This is a genomic window from Citrobacter sp. Cpo045 (assembly GCF_030332875.1).
Lineage (GTDB): Bacteria > Pseudomonadota > Gammaproteobacteria > Enterobacterales > Enterobacteriaceae > Citrobacter > Citrobacter portucalensis.
The window spans coordinates 560,991-579,728 of sequence record NZ_JAOWGZ010000096.1 but is presented as its reverse complement, the minus strand read 5'-3'; the positions used below and the strand labels follow the sequence as shown (position 1 = coordinate 579,728).

Annotated in this window: 19 protein-coding genes; 14 read left to right on the top strand and 5 right to left on the bottom strand. The window is 51.3% G+C overall.

What is annotated here, in order from left to right; translation table 11 throughout:
• Positions 1-16 precede the first annotated feature (16 nt).
• From OGY13_RS14415 to xthA, 3 genes are all read right to left on the bottom strand, one after another.
• Positions 17-727, bottom strand: a complete 711-nt coding sequence (locus OGY13_RS14415) for a TVP38/TMEM64 family protein (protein ID WP_186413477.1) — start codon at positions 725-727, stop codon at positions 17-19.
• Positions 724-1,380, bottom strand: coding sequence for a TVP38/TMEM64 family protein (locus OGY13_RS14410; protein ID WP_170974252.1), 657 nt, complete (start codon positions 1,378-1,380; stop codon positions 724-726). The genes OGY13_RS14415 and OGY13_RS14410 overlap by 4 nt, the downstream gene beginning before the upstream one ends.
• 223 nt (positions 1,381-1,603) lie before the next feature.
• Entirely contained in the window at positions 1,604-2,410 is an 807-nt protein-coding gene (gene xthA / locus OGY13_RS14405; RefSeq protein WP_213752541.1) for an exodeoxyribonuclease III, read from the bottom strand.
• 444 nt (positions 2,411-2,854) lie between these two features.
• Here xthA and astC point away from each other — a divergent pair, with 444 nt between their 5' ends.
• The 7 genes from astC (at position 2,855) to ves (ending at position 10,643) form a co-directional block, all read left to right on the top strand.
• Positions 2,855-4,075 (top strand): succinylornithine/acetylornithine transaminase, encoded by a 1,221-nt coding sequence (gene astC / locus OGY13_RS14400; RefSeq protein ID WP_048214345.1) that lies wholly within the window; start codon positions 2,855-2,857, stop codon positions 4,073-4,075.
• Positions 4,072-5,106, top strand: a complete 1,035-nt coding sequence (gene astA, locus OGY13_RS14395; RefSeq protein ID WP_213752542.1) for an arginine N-succinyltransferase — start codon at positions 4,072-4,074, stop codon at positions 5,104-5,106. The genes astC and astA overlap by 4 nt, the downstream gene beginning before the upstream one ends.
• Positions 5,103-6,581: a succinylglutamate-semialdehyde dehydrogenase gene (gene astD, locus OGY13_RS14390; RefSeq protein ID WP_048214343.1), complete on the top strand. Its 1,479-nt coding sequence runs from the start codon at positions 5,103-5,105 to the stop codon at positions 6,579-6,581. Before astA ends, astD begins: the two co-directional genes overlap by 4 nt.
• Positions 6,578-7,921 (top strand): N-succinylarginine dihydrolase, encoded by a 1,344-nt coding sequence (astB, locus tag OGY13_RS14385; RefSeq protein WP_213752543.1) that lies wholly within the window; start codon positions 6,578-6,580, stop codon positions 7,919-7,921. Before astD ends, astB begins: the two co-directional genes overlap by 4 nt.
• Positions 7,914-8,879, top strand: a complete 966-nt coding sequence (gene astE, locus OGY13_RS14380; RefSeq protein WP_048214341.1) for a succinylglutamate desuccinylase — start codon at positions 7,914-7,916, stop codon at positions 8,877-8,879. Before astB ends, astE begins: the two co-directional genes overlap by 8 nt.
• Before the next feature lie 349 nt (positions 8,880-9,228).
• Positions 9,229-9,714, top strand: coding sequence for an ATP-independent periplasmic protein-refolding chaperone Spy (gene spy, locus OGY13_RS14375; protein ID WP_048226767.1), 486 nt, complete (start codon positions 9,229-9,231; stop codon positions 9,712-9,714).
• A gap of 353 nt (positions 9,715-10,067) precedes the next feature.
• Entirely contained in the window at positions 10,068-10,643 is a 576-nt protein-coding gene (gene ves / locus OGY13_RS14370) for an environmental stress-induced protein Ves (protein ID WP_032943147.1), read from the top strand.
• On the opposite strand, the gene cho is transcribed toward ves, so the two are convergent.
• Positions 10,603-11,490 (bottom strand): excinuclease Cho, encoded by an 888-nt coding sequence (gene cho / locus OGY13_RS14365; RefSeq protein ID WP_213752544.1) that lies wholly within the window; start codon positions 11,488-11,490, stop codon positions 10,603-10,605. The genes ves and cho overlap by 41 nt on opposite strands.
• Before the next feature lie 131 nt (positions 11,491-11,621).
• On the bottom strand, positions 11,622-12,452 hold the full coding sequence (nadE, locus tag OGY13_RS14360) for an NAD(+) synthase (protein ID WP_032943150.1): 831 nt from the start codon (positions 12,450-12,452) through the stop codon (positions 11,622-11,624).
• A gap of 210 nt (positions 12,453-12,662) precedes the next feature.
• On the opposite strand from nadE, the gene osmE reads away from it, so the two are divergent.
• The 7 genes from osmE to chbG all read left to right on the top strand — a co-directional run bounded on the left by osmE (position 12,663) and on the right by chbG (position 18,575).
• Positions 12,663-13,004, top strand: a complete 342-nt coding sequence (gene osmE / locus OGY13_RS14355; protein WP_003030621.1) for an osmotically-inducible lipoprotein OsmE — start codon at positions 12,663-12,665, stop codon at positions 13,002-13,004.
• Positions 13,005-13,302: 298 nt separating this feature from the next.
• The gene (gene chbB, locus OGY13_RS14350) at positions 13,303-13,623 is read left to right on the top strand and encodes a PTS N,N'-diacetylchitobiose transporter subunit IIB (protein WP_003832547.1); all 321 of its coding nucleotides are present in this window, start codon (positions 13,303-13,305) and stop codon (positions 13,621-13,623) included.
• An 87-nt stretch (positions 13,624-13,710) separates the two neighbouring features.
• Positions 13,711-15,069, top strand: coding sequence for a PTS N,N'-diacetylchitobiose transporter subunit IIC (chbC, locus tag OGY13_RS14345; protein ID WP_003030619.1), 1,359 nt, complete (start codon positions 13,711-13,713; stop codon positions 15,067-15,069).
• A gap of 54 nt (positions 15,070-15,123) precedes the next feature.
• Positions 15,124-15,471: a PTS N,N'-diacetylchitobiose transporter subunit IIA gene (gene chbA, locus OGY13_RS14340; protein WP_003832549.1), complete on the top strand. Its 348-nt coding sequence runs from the start codon at positions 15,124-15,126 to the stop codon at positions 15,469-15,471.
• Positions 15,472-15,481: 10 nt separating this feature from the next.
• The gene (chbR, locus tag OGY13_RS14335; protein WP_085951046.1) at positions 15,482-16,324 is read left to right on the top strand and encodes a transcriptional regulator ChbR; all 843 of its coding nucleotides are present in this window, start codon (positions 15,482-15,484) and stop codon (positions 16,322-16,324) included.
• Between the two features lie 124 nt (positions 16,325-16,448).
• Positions 16,449-17,804 (top strand): 6-phospho-beta-glucosidase, encoded by a 1,356-nt coding sequence (locus tag OGY13_RS14330; RefSeq protein WP_213752545.1) that lies wholly within the window; start codon positions 16,449-16,451, stop codon positions 17,802-17,804.
• 12 nt (positions 17,805-17,816) lie between these two features.
• Entirely contained in the window at positions 17,817-18,575 is a 759-nt protein-coding gene (gene chbG / locus OGY13_RS14325) for a chitin disaccharide deacetylase (RefSeq protein ID WP_032943153.1), read from the top strand.
• The last annotated feature ends 163 nt before the right edge of the window (positions 18,576-18,738 follow it).

Sequence of the window (18,738 nt, the reverse complement as noted above, 5' to 3'; positions counted from 1 at the left end):
AAAATAGGGGAAGGTCTCAGTTTTTTTTCCGTTGGCGCTCAAGATAAAGGCTTCTCGCCACCGATATCACCACGCTTAGGGCAAACAGGACAAACAGACCCGTCACAAACCAAAATGTGCCACCGGTTAACAGGCTTCCCGCCCATGAGTAGATGATAGTGGCGGGTAACTGTCCGATGCCTGTGGCGATGAAAAAATGGCGAAAACGAATTGAGGTCAGGCCTGCCGCGTAGCTTACCGGGTCGAACGGCACAAAAGGTAACAGGCGGCAGACCAGAATAGTGTGCTTACCATAGCGCTCGAAAAAAGCGTCAATATTGTTCAGCACCGTTTTTCCGGTCAGCTTTTCTACCGCACCGCGACCTAAAATGCGGGCAATAAAAAAGCACAGCGCCGCACCTGCCATTGCGCTGCTCCAGGATAGTACGCCGCCCCAAAATGCGCCAAACAGCGAGGCATTGGCAAACGTGATCACAAACGCAGGAAGCGGTGCAACGATGGCCTGTAAGATCATCAGGAAGAACGACACCACCGCCGCCTGGGTTCCATAAGAACGAATAAAGTTCTCAAGAGCATGCTGATCGAGTGTGGTAAATGCTGCCAGGCTGCCGTGGAGAAAATCACTCACGCCAGGTATCCATGCCCATGCCATTAGCCCGAGCAATATCAGAGCAATCAAACCCGCCCGGTAATAGCGAGCCAGCCGCGCTTTATTCCGTTTTATCATTTACCCGTACACTCATGGTTGGCTGACGGATCGATGTGCTTATATCGGGCCCAGGCTTTGGCTGCCTGAACGAGGGCGAATAACGCCAGCCCTGCCACGCTGAGCTTACCGATGAATACCAGGGTAATGCCTTCGCTGGCGAGTTCATGCGACATCAGCGTATAGATAAAGATGCCGGGTAAGGTGGTAAGTGCCGATATTACGGTAAATGACCAGAACGGAATGGCCGTCAGCCCATAGGCGTAATTTTGAATATTATAGGGGAACAGCGGAACGAGCCGGGTCAGGATTAGAAAGTCTACTCCGCTATGGGCAATGCCTTTTTCGATAGCCTGAAACGTTGCCGTGTGCCCAACGTATTTCAGTAGTAGATCCCGTCCAAGCCATCGAGCCAGCAAAAACGACAGCGCTGAGGCCACGGTTGCTGCCACTAACGAGATAAGCGTCCCTGCCACGGGGCCAAACAGCACACCGCCGACGATCACCAGGATGCTGCCTGGGATCAGACACAGCGCAGCAACAATAAACAGCAGGATATAAAGCGTATAGCCGAACATACCGCTTTGGCGGATGACGTCTTGTAAATGATGGAAATTGGTTATCAGGTCGGTCAGACCATAATGATGGAAAACTCCCGCCAGAACGCAGAACAGGACCGCGACAATCAGCAGCCGGTATTCTGCTTTATGCGAACTTCTTTTTCATGGGGGTTCTCCTGTAAAACCGAGTGCAATAGAGCATTTTCGTCAGCGAAAAGCGCGCGCGAAGATATAATAAATTCCCGGCCGTAACAATGTATTACCGTCACTTTATTGATTTTGCACAGAATAAACAGACTCTCCAGGCCGGGCCTGGAGAGTAAAAAGACGCAGAAGGTCAGACGCGGAATTTAGCCCATACAGGCGCATGGTCGGACGGTTTTTCCATGCTGCGAATTTCATAGTCGATGCCGGTTTCTTCGCAGCGTTCCGCCAATGGGTTGCTCGCCAGCAGCAGGTCGATACGCAGGCCACGGTTATCGTCAAAGCCTTTTGAGCGATAATCAAACCACGAGAACTGGTCATTCTTTTCAGGATTTGCGTGACGGTAAGTATCCACCAGACCCCAGCCCAGCAGGCGTTCCATCCACTCACGCTCCTCCGGCAGGAAGGAACATTTACCGGTACGCAGCCAGCGTTTACGGTTTTCTTCGCCGATGCCGATATCGAGATCGGTTGGGCTGATATTCATATCGCCCATAATCAATACCGGATTGTCGCGTTTCAGTTCAGTCTCCAGATAGTTTTGCAGGTTCTGATAAAATGCGGCTTTGGCCGGGAATTTGGTTTCATGGTCACGGCTTTCGCCCTGCGGGAAATAGCCGTTGATCACCGTGATGCTGCCCAGAGGGGACGGAATTTCTGCCATGATGATCCGACGCTGCGCTTCTTCGTCATCGCCTGGGAAGCCACGACGTACCGCAATTGGCGTTTCTTTCGTTAACAGCGCCACGCCGTAATGACCTTTCTGGCCGTGATAAAAGACGTTGTAACCGAGCTTTGCTACCTCTTCGAGAGGGAACATATCGTCGTGGACTTTTGTCTCCTGTAAGCCAATAACATCCGGTTGGTGTTTTTCGACAATGGCTGTCAGTTGATGGGGACGGGCACGCAGGCCGTTGATATTAAAAGAGACAAATTTCATAGTCGCTGCCACTTTGCAAGATGAATAGTGCAAGGATGGTAGCAGAATTTCTGCAGCCTGACTGCTTCTTGTCACCTGATTCCAACAATGATTGCTAATGGTGTTAACGATGGAGCAAAAACTGCACCGTTTTGGCGCGAAGCGCGTCGGAATGGAGCAATAATTTCCGAAAAATTTCGTATACGATCACAATTCCAGAATTATATTTGGCGACTGAATAAAACTGCGTTTTTTCCTCTGTTTAATCGCCTGATGCGCAAACATATTCACTTTATATGCACATGCAGTGAATATCGCCACGTTGTAACCTGTTGATATTTCGTCATCGACCTCCGTTTATGCACTTTTTTCGCTGGCTGGCACGAACCCTGCAATCTACATTTACACCGCAAACACTATATTTATTAACATATAAATAACCTTTTATTTACCGTTGAGGTCGCTATGTCTCTGTCAATTACGCGTGAAAATTTTGATGAATGGATGATGCCCGTATATGCTCCGGCCCCTTTTATTCCGGTGCGGGGTGAAGGTTCACGTCTGTGGGATCAGCAGGGTAAAGAGTATATCGATTTCGCGGGAGGCATTGCGGTTAACGCGCTGGGTCACGCCCACCCGGCATTGCGCGAGGCATTAAACGACCAGGCGAGCAAATTCTGGCATACGGGAAATGGCTACACCAACGAGCCGGTACTGCGTCTGGCGAAAAAGCTGATTGACGCCACCTTCGCCGAGCGCATTTTCTTCTGTAACTCCGGCGCAGAAGCCAACGAAGCGGCACTAAAACTGGCGCGTAAATATGCCCACGATCGTTTTGGCAGTCAGAAGAGCGGGATTGTAGCGTTTAAAAATGCTTTCCATGGACGCACGCTGTTTACCGTCAGCGCCGGAGGACAGCCTGCCTACTCACAGGATTTCGCGCCGCTGCCGCCGGATATCCGTCATGCCGTATACAACGATCTCGATTCTGCCAGCCAACTGATTGATGACACCACTTGTGCGGTTATCGTGGAGCCTGTGCAGGGTGAAGGCGGTGTGGTACCGGCAACAAAAGCCTTTTTGCAGGGGCTACGTGAGTTATGCGATCGCCATAATGCGCTGCTGATTTTTGATGAAGTTCAGACCGGCGTTGGCCGTACCGGGGAACTGTATGCCTATATGCACTACGGCGTGACGCCGGATCTTCTGACGACAGCAAAAGCGCTGGGCGGTGGTTTCCCCATCGGCGCACTGCTGGCGACAGAGCGTTGCGCCAGCGTGATGACGGTTGGCACACACGGTACAACGTACGGCGGAAACCCGCTGGCTACGGCGGTGGCAGGTAAATTGCTGGAAATTGTGAATACACCGGAAGTGCTCAACGGAGTAAAACAGCGCCACGACTGGTTTGTGGAGCGTATAAACGCCATTAACGAACGTTTTGGACTGTTTAGTGAAATTCGTGGACTCGGACTGCTGATCGGCTGCGTGCTGAACGCGGAATTTGCCGGGAAAGCGAAACTCATCTCGCAAGAAGCGGCTGTTGCCGGGGTGATGGTACTGATCGCTGGCGCTAACGTGGTGCGTTTTGCGCCAGCGCTCAACGTCAGCGAAGAAGAAGTCGCTACCGGACTGGATCGCTTTGCGCTGGCCTGCGAACGCATTAAAGCAGGAGGTTCATCATGATGGTGATTCGTCCCATTGAACGCGCGGATATCACCGCGTTGATGCAGCTTGCCAGTAAGACCGGCGGCGGGTTGACCTCGCTACCGGCGAATGAAGCTACGCTGATGGCGCGTATCGAACGTTCACTCCAAACCTGGCACGGTGAGTTGCCAAAAAGTGAGCAGGGATATGTGTTTGTGCTTGAAGACAGCGCCAGCGGAACCGTGGCGGGAATTTGCGCCATCGAGGTGGCGGTGGGGCTTAACGATCCCTGGTACAACTATCGGGTTGGTACCCTGGTCCACGCCTCGAAAGAGCTGAACGTGTACAACGCGCTGCCGACACTGTTTCTGAGTAACGATCACACGGGTAGCAGTGAGCTTTGCACTCTGTTTCTCGATCCGGACTGGCGTAAAGAGGGCAACGGCTATTTGCTGTCAAAATCGCGCTTTATGTTTATGGCGGCCTTTCGCGACCGATTCAATGAGAAGGTCGTGGCCGAGATGCGCGGCGTGATCGATGAGCATGGCTACTCTCCGTTCTGGCAAAGCCTCGGCAAACGATTTTTCTCAATGGAGTTCAGCCGGGCGGATTTTCTCTGCGGGACAGGACAGAAAGCCTTTATTGCTGAACTGATGCCCAAGCATCCTATTTATACCCATTTTCTGTCTGATGAAGCGCAAGGCGTGATTGGTCAGGTGCATCCGCAAACGGCCCCGGCGCGGGCGGTGCTGGAGAAAGAAGGATTTCGCTACCGCAACTATGTCGATATTTTCGACGGCGGGCCAACGCTGGAATGTGATATCGACCGGGTTCGGGCTATTCGTAAAAGCAGGCTGGTGGAAGTGGCGGAAGGTCAGCCAGCAACCGGCGATTATCCGGCCTGTCTGGTTGCCAATGAAAACTATCAAAATTTCCGCGTCATGCTGGTTCGCGCAGACCCGGATACCCAACGTCTGGTACTGACGGCGGCGCAACTGGATGCCCTGAAATGCCACGCGGGCGACCATGTACGTTTTGTACGTCTTTGTGCAGAGGAGAAAACAGCATGACACTATGGATAAACGGTGACTGGGTGACGGGTCTGGGCGAGCGTCGGGTGAAAACCAACCCGGTAAGCGGTGATGTGCTGTGGCACGGTAATGATGCAGATGCAATGCAGGTGACGCAAGCGTGCCAGGCCGCACGCGCAGCCTTTGCCGGTTGGGCTAAACAGCCTTTCAGCGCACGCCAGACTATTGTTGAAAAGTTTGCTTTATTGCTGGAAAGCAATAAAGCCGAGCTAACTCAGATTATCGCCAAGGAAACCGGAAAACCTCATTGGGAAGCCGCGACTGAACTGACGGCGATGATCAATAAAATCGCCATCTCCGTCAAAGCTTATCACGCCCGTACCGGTGAGCAGCACAGCGAACTACCGGATGGTGCGGCAACGTTGCGCCATCGCCCACACGGCGTGCTGGCGGTTTTTGGTCCGTATAACTTCCCCGGACATTTACCAAATGGTCATATTGTTCCGGCATTGCTGGCAGGCAATACGTTGATTTTCAAACCCAGCGAGTTGACGCCGTGGACCGGTGAAGCAGTAATAAAACTGTGGGAGCAGGCGGGGTTGCCGCCGGGCGTGCTGAATCTGGTGCAGGGCGGACGTGAAACGGGGCAGGCGCTGAGTGCGCTGGAAGACCTCGATGGCCTGCTGTTTACCGGCAGTGCGAATACCGGTTATCAGCTGCATAAGCAGTTATCCGGCCAGCCGGAAAAAATCCTTGCCCTGGAGATGGGGGGCAACAACCCGCTGATTATTGAGAATCCGGAGGATATTGATGCCGCGGTGCATCTGACTATTCAATCCGCATTTGTCACCGCCGGACAGCGCTGTACCTGTGCCCGCCGCCTGCTCGTAAAAAAAGGCGCGCAGGGTGATGCGTTCCTGACGCGTCTGGTGGAGGTTAGTCAGCGTTTAGTGCCCGGCAACTGGGATGCACAACCGCAGCCATTTATGGGTGGACTGATTTCCGAACAGGCCGCGCAGCACGTCTATGATGCCTGGCAGCGTCTGGCGTCGTTGGGCGGCCGTACGTTGTTAGCGCCACGTCTGGTAAATGCCGGAACGTCACTGCTGACCCCTGGAATCATCGAACTGACCGGGGCGGGGAACGTACCTGATGAAGAGGTTTTCGGTCCGCTGCTCGGCGTCTGGCGTTATGACAGCTTTGATGATGCGATTCGTCTGGCGAACAACACCCGCTTTGGATTGTCGTGTGGGTTAGTTTCGCCCGATCGCGGCCAGTTTGAACAGCTACTGTTGGAGGCGCGGGCAGGGATCGTCAACTGGAATAAGCCGTTAACCGGCGCTGCGAGTACCGCACCGTTTGGCGGTGTAGGCGCTTCCGGGAACCATCGCGCCAGCGCGTGGTATGCCGCAGATTATTGCGCCTGGCCGATGGCAAGTCTGGAATCCCCGGCCTTAACGCTGCCATCGGCGCTTAGCCCCGGACTGGATTTTTCTCGCGAGGATAAGCTATGAAAGCCCGTGAGGTAAATTTTGATGGTCTGGTGGGGCTAACTCACCACTATGCTGGATTGTCATTTGGTAATGAGGCCTCAACCAAACATCGATTTCAGGTGTCGAACCCGCGTCTGGCGGCAAAGCAAGGTCTGCTAAAGATGAAAGCGCTGGCGGATGCGGGATTTCCTCAGGCGGTGATCCCGCCCCACGAGCGGCCTTATATTCCGGTTCTGCGTCAGTTGGGTTTTAGCGGCAGTGACGAACAGGTGCTGGATAAAGTGGCGCGTCAGGCGCCTCACTGGCTCTCCAGTGCCAGCTCCGCATCGCCTATGTGGGTAGCGAATGCGGCAACGGTTTGCCCATCGGCAGACTCGCTGGACGGGAAAGTGCATCTGACGGTGGCGAATCTGAATAATAAGTTCCACCGTTCACTGGAAGCGCCTACTACCGAGGCATTGTTACGGGCGATTTTCCGTGATGAGAATAGCTTTGCGGTCCACGGTGCGTTACCCCAGGTTGCGCTTTTTGGCGATGAAGGGGCGGCAAACCATAACCGCCTCGGTGGAGATTACGGTGACCCCGGCGTACAGCTGTTTGTTTACGGTCGTGAAGAAGGCAATGCATCCCAACCGAAGCGCTATCCGGCAAGGCAATCCCGTGAGGCCAGCGAGGCGGTCGCGCGACTGAATCAGGTCAACCCGCATCAGCGCATTTTTGCTCAGCAAAACCCGGACGTTATCGATCTTGGCGTGTTCCATAACGATGTGATTGCGGTGTCGAATCGCCAGGTGCTTTTTTGTCATCAGCAGGCGTTTGTCAGACAGCAGGCATTGTTAGAGCAGTTGCGCAGCCAGGTAGCAGGTTTTACCCCGCTGGAAGTCCCGACAGCGGAAGTGTCGGTGCAGGATGCCGTGACCACTTATCTGTTTAACAGTCAGTTGCTGAGTCGTAGTGACGGTTCGATGATGCTGGTCCTGCCGCAGGAGTGTCGGGAGCATGCTGGCGTGTGGCGGTATTTGAACCGGCTTCTCGAGGAAGACAATCCGATCGATGACCTGCGGGTATTCGATCTGCGTGAAAGTATGTCCAACGGCGGTGGTCCGGCATGCTTGCGCCTGAGAGTGGTGCTCACTCCGCAGGAACAGCAGGCGGTGAATCCGGCGGTTATCATGAACGACACGCTGTTTAACACGTTGAATAACTGGGTTGACCGTTACTATCGCGATCGTCTTACCGCTGCCGACCTTGCCGACCCACAGCTGTTGCGCGAGGGGCGTGAAGCGCTGGATACGCTGACGCAATTGCTCAAACTCGGCTCAGTGTATCCTTTCCAGCAGGAGGGGATACACCATGGATAACTTTCTGGCTATTACGCTCGCAGGCGCCACTCCAGAGAAAACGCAAGGAACCACTCATGGTTTTGACTGGCAGTGGATCGGTCACGGAATTCTGGAACTGACGCCGCTTGCACCCGTTGAACATTCTCTGGTGCTGTCTGCGGGGATCCATGGCAATGAAACAGCGCCGGTAGAGATACTCGATTCATTGCTTTCCAGGCTGTTTAGCGGCGAGCTGACACTGACATGGCGGCTGCTGGTGATTCTGGGAAACCCGCAGGCGCTGGCTGCGGGAAAACGGTATTGTCATAGCGACCTGAATCGTATGTTTGGCGGTCGGTGGCAGATTTTTACCGCAAGTGAAGAAACGCACCGAGCCCATGAGCTTGAGCTGTGTCTGGAAGATTTTTATTCACGGGCGAAAGAGCCAACACGCTGGCATCTGGATCTGCACACCGCGATCCGCGGTTCACAGCATCTGCGCTTTGGCGTATTGCCACAACGCAACGTTGCCTGGGACGAGGATTTTCTTGAATGGCTGGGAGATGCGGGACTGGAAGCGCTGGTTTTCCATCAGACGCCTGGCGGCACGTTCACCCATTTTAGTGGTGAATATTTTGGTGCGTTGGCCTGTACGTTGGAACTGGGTAAAGCGCTGCCGTTCGGGCAAAACGATCTCACCCAGTTTGCGCAAACGGCAGACGCACTGGAGAAACTGCTGCGGGGTGAGCGGGTGCCGACGAGAGAAATATCCCCGCTGCGTTATCGCGTGGTGTCGCAAATCACGCGTCGTAGCGACGATTTCATTCTCCACATGGATAACCAGACGCTAAACTTTACCCCCTTTAAAGAAGGCACCTTGCTGGCGCAGGACGGAGATGAACGTTTTATCGTCACCCATGATGTTGAATACGTTCTCTTTCCCAACCCTAACGTGGCCTGTGGTTTACGTGCCGGATTGATGCTCGAAAAGTTGTGATCAATATATTCGCCCTGCAGGTTTATCCTTTAGGGCTTATTTTTGCGTGCTGTTTTTATTTATTACGGATTATTCCTGGTGAATTGCTTTCTTAATAATCAGGGTTCAGGTATAGTTCTCCATAATCCTTTCAAAATCATCCTGTTGTAATTTTTTATTGCAACTCTGCGCAATTTATTCTTTTTTTCTTCATAATTGATGAAAGTTTGTTTTTTACACTTTCACTGTTTTACCGTTGCTCTGATTAATTGACGCTTAAGCCGGTAAAGTTAATCTCGTCAACACGACATCACATTGCATAAGAGTCGCATGAGTGTCGTAAAAATAACTGAAAGAAAGGATAAAAATTATGCGTAAACTGACTGCTCTGGTTGTTGCCTCTACTCTGGCGCTGGGTGCTGCGAACCTGGCTCATGCTGCTGACACTACAACAGCTGCACCAGCGGATGCCAAACCGATGATGCACCACAACGGCAAGTTCGCCCCGCATCACGACATGATGTTCAAAGACCTTAATCTGACCGACGCGCAGAAACAGCAGATTCGCGAAATCATGAAAGGCCAGCGCGATCAGATGAAACGTCCGCCGCTGGAAGAACGCCGTGCAATGCACGATATCATCGCCAGCGATAGCTTCGATAAAGCGAAAGCCGAAGCGCAGATTGCGAAGATGGAAGAACAGCGCAAAGCCAACATGCTGGCGCATATGGAAACCCAGAACAAAATTTACAACATTCTTACCCCGGAACAGAAAAAGCAGTTTAATGCCAATTTTGAGAAGCGTCTGACAGAACGTGCAGCGCAGAAAGGTAAAATGCCAGAAGCTGCCGAGTAATCGATCAGCGTCTACACTAAATCATTCACACTGTGTCGCGCTGATTGCCGCACAGTGTGAAACCAAACTCAAGACCGCCGCTCTTGTCCACAACACGTATAACGATGTGGGCAGGATCGGCGGTTTTTTCATTTCTGCCTATTGCACCGGACGCACGACACGCTATTCTCCTGAAGCCCGCGAAAATTCTATCTGGATCAGCGCGTTATTCTTTTTTGCAAAATGCCGGGTTCATCGCTAAGGCAAATCAACTCTGCTGCCGATAACAATAATCTGCAGGGTGAACATAATAATGATGATTTATGGCTGTCTGTTTACGGCAGGCTGCCATGCTGCTCCTTTCTGGAGGGATGATGGAATACTTTGATATCCGCAAAATGCCGGTTAATCTCTGGCGGAATGGTGCGGGAGAAACGCGTGAGATTTGCTGTTTTCCGCCAGCAACACGAGATTTTCACTGGCGGGCGAGTATCGCCTCCATTGCAGCAAACGGTGAATTTTCACTTTTCCCGGGTGTAGAGCGCGTGATTACGCTGCTGGAGGGAGGGGAAGTCACTCTGGAAGAAGCGAACATCTTTACGCATACCCTGAAACAGCATCAACCTTTTACCTTTGCCGGTGACAAGGTGGTAAAAGCAAAGCTGACGGAAGGGCAGATGTCGATGGATTTTAATATCATGACCCGACGAGATGTTTGCCAGGCAAAAGTCAGAGTGGCCGATCGCACCTTTACGACCTTTGGTTCACGCGGCGGCGTGGTGTTTGTTATCAGTGGTGCATGGCAACTGGGTGATAAACTGCTAACGGCCGACCAGGGTGCGAGCTGGCATGACGGCAAACACACATTACGACTGCTGGAACGCGAGGGAAAATTGCTGTTCAGCGAGATTAACTGGATGCCGGGGCATTCTCCGGATGCAGTTCAATAATGTCATATTGACCAGACAGAACAGGCCGGCAGAGAATTTTGTAGCCATCATGGTCAAAGCCTGCTGGCATACGCGCCAGGGTAGTCGCTTCATCCAGCGTTGAAACGGCTCCCAGCCACAGCCAGTTGTTGATGATATGGTACTGTGTCATTTCGGCACCGGTTTCTTGCAAGGCAATGGCATTGCTCCATGGCCAGCAAATCACTCTCACTCTTTCCAGCGCCTCTAGCAGGCGCGAGTGATGCGCTTCATGACTCTCTTTCCCGCAGCACGCTCCGGCGCAGCGTTTAAGCGCGGAGCGAAAACAGGCACGCCCGCGACTCAGGGGTTCCAGCCCCAACAGGCCGTAGCACAGCTGCTGTTCATCCGCGAGGTTTTGCAACGCTTGTAGCGCTGCGCGACGATGGGCAAACAGGCCAAACAGATTGGGTGCATGGGAGAAATCAATATTTCGTGCGTAGACAACCTGAACAGTTCGGTCGGTAAGCTGCAAGGCGCAAAGCTGACGATTGCGCCGCAGTCGTTTATTAAACAACGGCTGTTGTTCTTTGATCAACCGCGCTTCCAGCAGCAGGGCACCAATTTCTCCCGCCGTACAAATCCAGCTAATGCGTTTGGCCTGACGCAGCATTGCCGCTTCGTCCGCGGTACGCAGGTGTGCCAGCACGCGGCTGCGAATATTGACGCTTTTACCAATATAGAGCGGCATAGTGTCGCTTTCACTGTGAAACAGATAGACGCCTGGTGCGGTGGGAAGCGCACTCAAAAATGGACGCAGGTGTTCTGGATATTCATAGATTGCCGCTGCCTCAAATGTCAGGCGTGGGGCTGATTGACGCCGTACCACTTCTCACTCCGGATGCTGGTTATTCATCCAGTGTAGCAGTTTGAAACCGATTAAAAAAGCGGCATCAGACCAGGGGGAGGGGCCGGACAGCGGTGATCCCCGTGCTATCCGGCGATATGTGATTAAAAAAATTACGCTTTTTTCCAGAAGTCATCAAACACCGTGATCGGTGTGCGACGTTTGTGCTCGGTCTTCAGATACCAGCCTTCAATTTTTTTCGCGATGTCGGCAGCCAGCGTTTTTCCTTCCAGATAATCGTCGATGTTGTCATAGGTGACGCCTAATGCGGCTTCATCCGGCAGAGAAGGGCGATCGTCTTCGAGGTCGGCGGTTGGCGCTTTCTTATATAAATGTTCCGGGCAACCCAGCGCGGCAAGCAGCTGCTTACCCTGACGCTTGTTCAGGCGGAAAATAGGGTTAATGTCAGTACCGCCATCGCCGTATTTGGTGAAAAATCCGGTGATGGCTTCTGCTGCATGATCGGTACCCACGACAACACCGCTGGTCATTCCGGCGATACTGTACTGGGCCTTCATACGTTCACGGGCTTTTTCATTGCCACGGACAAAATCGCTCAGTTCAATACCCGCTTCACGCAGGGCCTGTTCACTGGCCAGTACCGCACCCTTAATATTTACTGTGAGCACGCGGTCCGGTTGGATAAAGGCGATGGCATCCTGACAGTCCTGTTCATCAGCCTGAACGCCATACGGCAGACGTACGGCAATAAACTGCAGCGCGTCATTCCCCGTTTCTTCGCGAAGCTCGGAAATAGCCATCTGGCAAAGTTTTCCCGCGAGCGTTGAGTCCTGTCCGCCGCTTATCCCTAATACCAGTGATTTCAGAAAAGGGTAGGTTTGCAGGTAGGATTTCAAGAAATCCACGCTGCGGCGAATTTCCTCTTCTGCATTAATTTGCGGTTTTGCGCCAAGCGCCTGGATTATCTCTTGCTGCAGAGTCATTTAACCCCCTCCGAAAAATGAAATGATCAAAAAAATGATGTGTTAAAGCTAACGCGTTGGGACCCAAACGACAAGGGATGCAGGCCTGATCTAACATCATTTTGTTTTAATAGAATTTTCCGAAACGACCTAAGTATCATCTGATTGCTTGAAAAATGTGTTGTTGTGCTCCAGGCTTATATAACACGCTGAAATACAAGAGGACGGAATATGAACAAGAACCTAACAGGAATTCTAAGCGCAGCGGCTGTTTTGACTATGCTGGCAGGATGTACGGCCTACGATCGCACCAAAGACCAATTTGTTCAGCCCGTGGTGAAAGATGTGAAGAAAGGGATGAGCAGGGCGCAGGTGGCGCAGATTGCCGGTAAACCTTCTTCTGAAGTCAGTATGATTCATGCGCGCGGGACATGCCAGACCTACATCCTGGGTCAACGAGATGGTAAAGCTGAAACCTATTTTGTTGCTTTAGACGACACCGGACATGTGATTAACTCCGGTTACCAGACCTGCGCAGAGTACGACACTGACCCGCAGGCGGCGAAGAAGTAACAACTGCTTATTGCCTGAGCATTCAGAAGAACCGGCCATCGTGCCGGTTTTTTTGTGCCGAACGATCTTATTTATTGCCGCGAATTATTTGCCCGAAATGTGAGGGGGGTCATAACGACAGGTCAAGGAGAGACAATTTAGTTGGTCAAGGAAATACCATCCACCGGTGCAATCCCGTATACTCATTTCAGCCACCTAAAAAAGTAATTTAGCTGACGCAAGTTACCCAGAGCATGGATGCAGGTTATGGCTTGCGGAGTGTCTGGTTGACAGATAATCGCACATGAGGATCGTTTTAATGGAAAAGAAACACATTTATCTGTTTTGTTCTGCGGGCATGTCGACTTCATTGTTGGTTTCGAAGATGCGTGCTCAGGCCGAAAAATACGAAGTGCCGGTTATTATTGAAGCATTTCCTGAAACGCTGGCCGGAGAAAAAGGTCCTGTCGCCGATGTCGTGTTATTAGGTCCACAAATTGCTTATATGTTGCCCGAAATTCAGCGTTTGTTACCCAACAAGCCTGTGGAAGTGATTGACTCGCTGCTGTATGGCAAAGTCGATGGTTTAGGCGTGCTTAAGGCTGCTGTTGCAGCAATTAAAAAAGCCGCAGCAAATTAATTATTTTATTTTAATTTTTCCCGTCAAAGAGTTATTTCATTAACATTCACCGCAATTATTAATTGCGGTATTTAAGGGTATTTTTCTATGAGTAACGCTATTGCTTCACTTGAAAAGGTACTCCTTCCTTTTGCTGTAAAAATTGGAAAGCAGCCACACGTTAATGCAATCAAGAACGGTTTTATTCGTTTAATGCCGTTAACCCTCGCAGGGGCCATGTTTGTATTAATCAATAACGTTTTCCTGAGCTTTGGGGAGGGGTCGTTTTTTTATTCAATGGGCATTCGACTTGATGCTTCGACTATTGAAACTTTGAATAGCTTGAAAGGCATTGGTGGAAACGTCTACAACGGTACGCTGGGTATCATGTCATTGATGGCACCGTTCTTTATCGGCATGGCGCTGGCAGAAGAACGTAAAGTCGACTCACTGGCTGCCGGGCTGTTATCCGTCGCCGCGTTTATGACCGTAACGCCTTATAGCGTGGGTGAAGCCTATGCCGTTGGCGCGAACTGGCTCGGCGGTGCCAATATTATTTCCGGTATTATTATCGGCCTTGCGGTCGCGGAAATGTTCACCTTTGTGGTTCGTCGCAATTGGGTCATTAAATTACCTGATAGCGTACCGACATCCGTATCGCGCTCTTTCTCTGCGCTGATTCCTGGCTTCCTTATCCTCTCCATTATGGGGATCATCGCCTGGGCATTGAACACCTGGGGTACGAACTTCCACCAGATCATTATGGATTCCATTTCAACTCCGCTGGCGTCGTTGGGCAGCGTGGTGGGCTGGGCCTACGTGATTTTTGTTCCGCTGCTGTGGTTCTTCGGTATTCACGGTTCACTGGCGCTGACTGCGCTGGACAGCGGTATCATGACGCCATGGGCGCTGGAAAACATCTCTATCTACCAACAGTTTGGTTCCGTAGATGCCGCGCTGGAAGCCGGTAAGACGTTCCACGTCTGGGCGAAACCGATGCTCGACTCCTATATTTTCCTTGGGGGTAGCGGAGCAACGCTGGGTCTGATTATCGCTATCTTCCTGGCATCGCGTCGTCCTGACTATCGTCAGGTTGCTAAACTGGCACTGCCGTCAGGTCTGTTCCAGATTAACGAACCTATCCTGTTCGGTCTGCCGATCATCATGAACCCGGTGATGTTTATCCCGTTCATTCTGGTGCAACCGATTCTGGCGGCGATTACGCTGGCAGCTTACTACTCAGGCATTATTCCACCGATTACCAACATTGCACCGTGGACTATGCCAACCGGTTTGGGCGCGTTCTTTAACACCAACGGTAGCGTCGCTGCTCTGCTGGTCGCGCTGTTCAACCTCGGTATCGCAACGCTGGTTTACCTGCCGTTCGTGGTGGTAGCCAACAAAGCGCAGAACGTTATTGACCAAGAAGAAAGCGAAGAAGATATCGCTAACGCATTAAAATTCTAAATTTAATCCGGCATGGCTTTACGGTCATGCCGGACTGAACCAGAGGAAAAAAGTATGTTGGATATCGAGAACATCGTCGACACGCAGTCAGAAGCAGAAGAACTTGAAGAAGTGGTGATGGGCCTCATCATCAACTCCGGTCAGGCGCGTAGCCTGGCGTACGGCGCACTCAAAATGGCCAAGCAGGGTGATTTCGAGTCAGCTAAGACCATGATGGACCAGTCTCGTCTGGCGCTGAACGAAGCGCACCTCGTGCAAACGAAATTGATTGAAGGCGATCAGGGCGAAGGTAAAATGAAAGTCAGCCTGGTGCTGGTCCACGCACAGGACCACCTGATGACATCAATGCTGGCGCGTGAGCTGGTGACTGAACTGATTGAGCTTCACGAAAAGCTGAAATAGCGAGGAGTGCATAATGCAGCTACAGATTAACGCACCGGAAATCAAAACCGTTTATGAACAGCAGCTGTTTAATGGCAAAAATTTCCATGTGTTCATCTATAACAAAACTGAGAGCATCAGCGGGCTGCATCAGCATGACTACTATGAGTTTACCCTGGTTTTAACCGGGCGCTATTATCAGGAAATCAACGGTAAACGCGTACTGCTAGAACGTGGAGACTTTGTCTTTATCCCGTTGGGATCGCACCACCAGAGTTTTTATGATTTTGGTGCGACAAGGATCCTTAACGTTGGCATCAGTAAACGTTTTTTTGAACAGCACTATCACCCGCTGCTGCCATTTTGTTTCGTTGCATCGCAGGTCTATCGGGCGAATAACTCGTTTCTTACCTACATTGAAACGGTTATTGCATCACTTAACTTTCGTGAGAGCGGGCTGGATGAATTTGTAGAAGTGGTCACCTTCTATATTATAAATCGGTTACGCCATCATCGCGAAGAGCAAGTGCTGGATGATATTCCGCAGTGGCTTAAAACCACCGTCGAGACCATGCACGACAAACGGCAGTTTAGCGAGAATGCGCTGGAAAATATGGTACACCTGTCCGCGAAATCCCAGGAGTATCTGACCCGCGCTACCCAGCGTTATTACAGCAAAACGCCGATGCAGATTATTAATGAAATCCGCATTAACTTTGCTAAAAAACAGCTGGAAATGACGAACTATTCTGTAACGGATATTGCTTACGAGTCTGGCTACAGTAGTCCAAGCCTGTTTATTAAAACGTTTAAAAAGCTGACGTCGTTTACACCGAATAGCTACCGTAAGAAATTAACTGAATTTAATCAGTAGATATTATTTGCTAATAACCCATTTTTTATAGCTTGCCCAAAATAGCGTCGGGACAGCCACGCTATACCTGACAAACGGGTTGAGCATAATACACGTCAGTGTTTTTACACTGAAGGGAGAAAGTATGAGCCAGAAATTAAAAGTCGTCACTATCGGTGGCGGGAGCAGCTACACCCCTGAATTACTTGAAGGCTTTATTAAGCGCTATCATGAATTACCGGTTTCTGAGTTGTGGCTGGTTGATGTCGACGGTGGAAAAGAGAAGCTGGATATTATTTTTGACCTTTGCCAGCGCATGATCGACAAAGCCGGCGTACCGATGAAGTTGTTTAAAACGCTGGACCGCCGTGAAGCACTGAAAGATGCTGATTTCGTTACCACCCAACTGCGCGTAGGGCAACTGAAAGCCCGTGAAAAGGATGAACGCATTCCGCTGAGCCACGGTTATCTGGGACAGGAAACCAACGGTGCTGGCGGGCTGTTCAAAGGTCTGCGTACCATTCCGGTTATCTTTGACATTATTAAAGATGTGGAAGAACTGTGCCCGAATGCCTGGGTGATTAACTTTACTAACCCGGCAGGGATGGTGACTGAAGCGGTCTATCGCCACACGAATTTCAAGAAATTCATCGGTGTGTGTAATATTCCTGTCGGCATGAAAATGTTCATTAGCGATGTGCTGGCGCTGAAAGAGAGCGATGATTTATCCATCGATCTGTTCGGTCTGAACCACATGGTCTTTATTAAAGACGTGCTGGTGAACGGTACAACACGCTTTGATGAACTGTTGGATGGCGTAGCTTCTGGACAACTGAAAGCTTCCGCCGTGAAGAACATTTTTGACCTGCCGTTCAGCGAAGGGTTGATTCGTTCGCTGAAGCTGCTGCCGTGCTCGTATTTGCTGTACTACTTCAAGCCAAAAGAGATGCTGGCGATTGAAATGGGTGAATACTATAAAGGCGGGGCACGCGCTCAGGTGGTACAGAAAGTTGAGAAACAACTTTTTGATCTCTATAAAAATCCTGAGCTGAACGTTAAGCCGAAAGAGCTGGAGCAGCGTGGTGGCGCGTATTACTCCGATGCGGCCTGTGAAGTGATCAACGCCATCTACAACGACAAACAGACCGAGCACTATGTCAACATTCCACATCATGGACATGTTGATAACATTCCTGCGGACTGGGCGGTTGAGATGACCTGCACGCTGGGACGTAACGGTGCTACGCCGCACCCACGTATTACCCATTTTGATGAGAAAGTACTTGGCCTTATCTACACCATTAAAGGCTTTGAGGTTGCGGCGAGCAATGCGGCATTGAGCGGCGAGCTGAATGATGTGCTGCTGGCGTTAAACCTGAGTCCGCTGGTGCATTCTGACAGCGATGCCGAGATTCTGGCGCGTGAGCTAATCCTGGCACATGAAAAATGGTTGCCAAACTTCGCCGGGTGCATTGAGAAACTCAAAAGCGAACAACACTAACTGAGGTCGGCTATGGAACGCGTACTGATTGTGAATGCGGATGATTTTGGCCTGAGTAAAGGACAAAACTACGGCATTGTTGAAGCCTGTCGCAATGGCGTTGTCACCTCGACAACGGCATTGGTTAACGGTGCGGCGATTGACCATGCGGTACAGCTGAGTCGCGACATACCTGCACTTGCCGTCGGGATGCATTTTGTTCTGACGCTGGGTAGGCCGTTGACGGCAATGCCGGGCCTTACCCGTGACGGATTACTGGGGAAATGGATCTGGCAGATGGCAGAGGAGGACACTTTGCCGCTGGATGAAATTTCTCAGGAGCTGGCCGCGCAGTATCAGCGTTTTATTGACCTGTTCGGGCGGGAGCCGACGCATCTGGATAGCCATCACCATGTGCATATGTTCCCGCAAATTTTCCCTATCGTAGCCGGGTTTGCTGCCGAGAAGGGGATTGCATTGCGTATCGATCGTCAGACCGTGTTTCAGGCGTCTGATTTTCCGGAAACGTTACGTACCTCCCAGGGATTCAGCAGCGAGTTTTACGGCGAAGCGATTTCCGAGGCTCTGTTTTTACAGACGCTGGATGCGTCAGCCGACCGGGGAGAGTCTTCGCTGGAAGTGATGTGTCATCCGGCCTTTATCGATGACATTATTCGTCAAAGTGCCTACTGTTACCCCCGCTTAACTGAGCTCGACGTGCTGACGTCTTCGTCACTGAAATATGCAATTGCGGAGCGCGGTTATCGTCTTGGCAGTTTTCTGAACGTGTAATTCCTGAGTTTGCGGCGCTTAATGCGCCGCATTTTTTTGCTTGTGGCACAAATAGCACCTGCAACCCGTCTGCGATCCCCGATATAGTCATTCCCTTCATGAATACGCTGTTTTTGCACCGCCCAGTGGCAAAATCGGCTAAGATAGCGGTTTTCTGATTTTT

Bases quoted from the DNA above. Each gene is read 5' to 3' on its own strand.
- nadE (WP_032943150.1), bottom strand. From the start codon at position 12,452: ATGACTCTGCAGCAAGAGATAATCCAGGCGCTTGGCGCAAAACCGCAA.
- astE (WP_048214341.1), top strand. From the start codon at position 7,914: ATGGATAACTTTCTGGCTATTACGCTCGCAGGCGCCACTCCAGAGAAA.
- astB (WP_213752543.1), top strand. From the start codon at position 6,578: ATGAAAGCCCGTGAGGTAAATTTTGATGGTCTGGTGGGGCTAACTCAC.
- chbC (WP_003030619.1), top strand. From the start codon at position 13,711: ATGAGTAACGCTATTGCTTCACTTGAAAAGGTACTCCTTCCTTTTGCT.
- astC (WP_048214345.1), top strand. From the start codon at position 2,855: ATGTCTCTGTCAATTACGCGTGAAAATTTTGATGAATGGATGATGCCC.
- chbA (WP_003832549.1), top strand. From the start codon at position 15,124: ATGTTGGATATCGAGAACATCGTCGACACGCAGTCAGAAGCAGAAGAA.
- OGY13_RS14415 (WP_186413477.1), bottom strand. From the start codon at position 727: ATGATAAAACGGAATAAAGCGCGGCTGGCTCGCTATTACCGGGCGGGT.
- OGY13_RS14330 (WP_213752545.1), top strand. From the start codon at position 16,449: ATGAGCCAGAAATTAAAAGTCGTCACTATCGGTGGCGGGAGCAGCTAC.
- astA (WP_213752542.1), top strand. From the start codon at position 4,072: ATGATGGTGATTCGTCCCATTGAACGCGCGGATATCACCGCGTTGATG.
- xthA (WP_213752541.1), bottom strand. From the start codon at position 2,410: ATGAAATTTGTCTCTTTTAATATCAACGGCCTGCGTGCCCGTCCCCAT.
- ves (WP_032943147.1), top strand. From the start codon at position 10,068: ATGGAATACTTTGATATCCGCAAAATGCCGGTTAATCTCTGGCGGAAT.
- spy (WP_048226767.1), top strand. From the start codon at position 9,229: ATGCGTAAACTGACTGCTCTGGTTGTTGCCTCTACTCTGGCGCTGGGT.
- osmE (WP_003030621.1), top strand. From the start codon at position 12,663: ATGAACAAGAACCTAACAGGAATTCTAAGCGCAGCGGCTGTTTTGACT.
- chbG (WP_032943153.1), top strand. From the start codon at position 17,817: ATGGAACGCGTACTGATTGTGAATGCGGATGATTTTGGCCTGAGTAAA.
- chbB (WP_003832547.1), top strand. From the start codon at position 13,303: ATGGAAAAGAAACACATTTATCTGTTTTGTTCTGCGGGCATGTCGACT.
- astD (WP_048214343.1), top strand. From the start codon at position 5,103: ATGACACTATGGATAAACGGTGACTGGGTGACGGGTCTGGGCGAGCGT.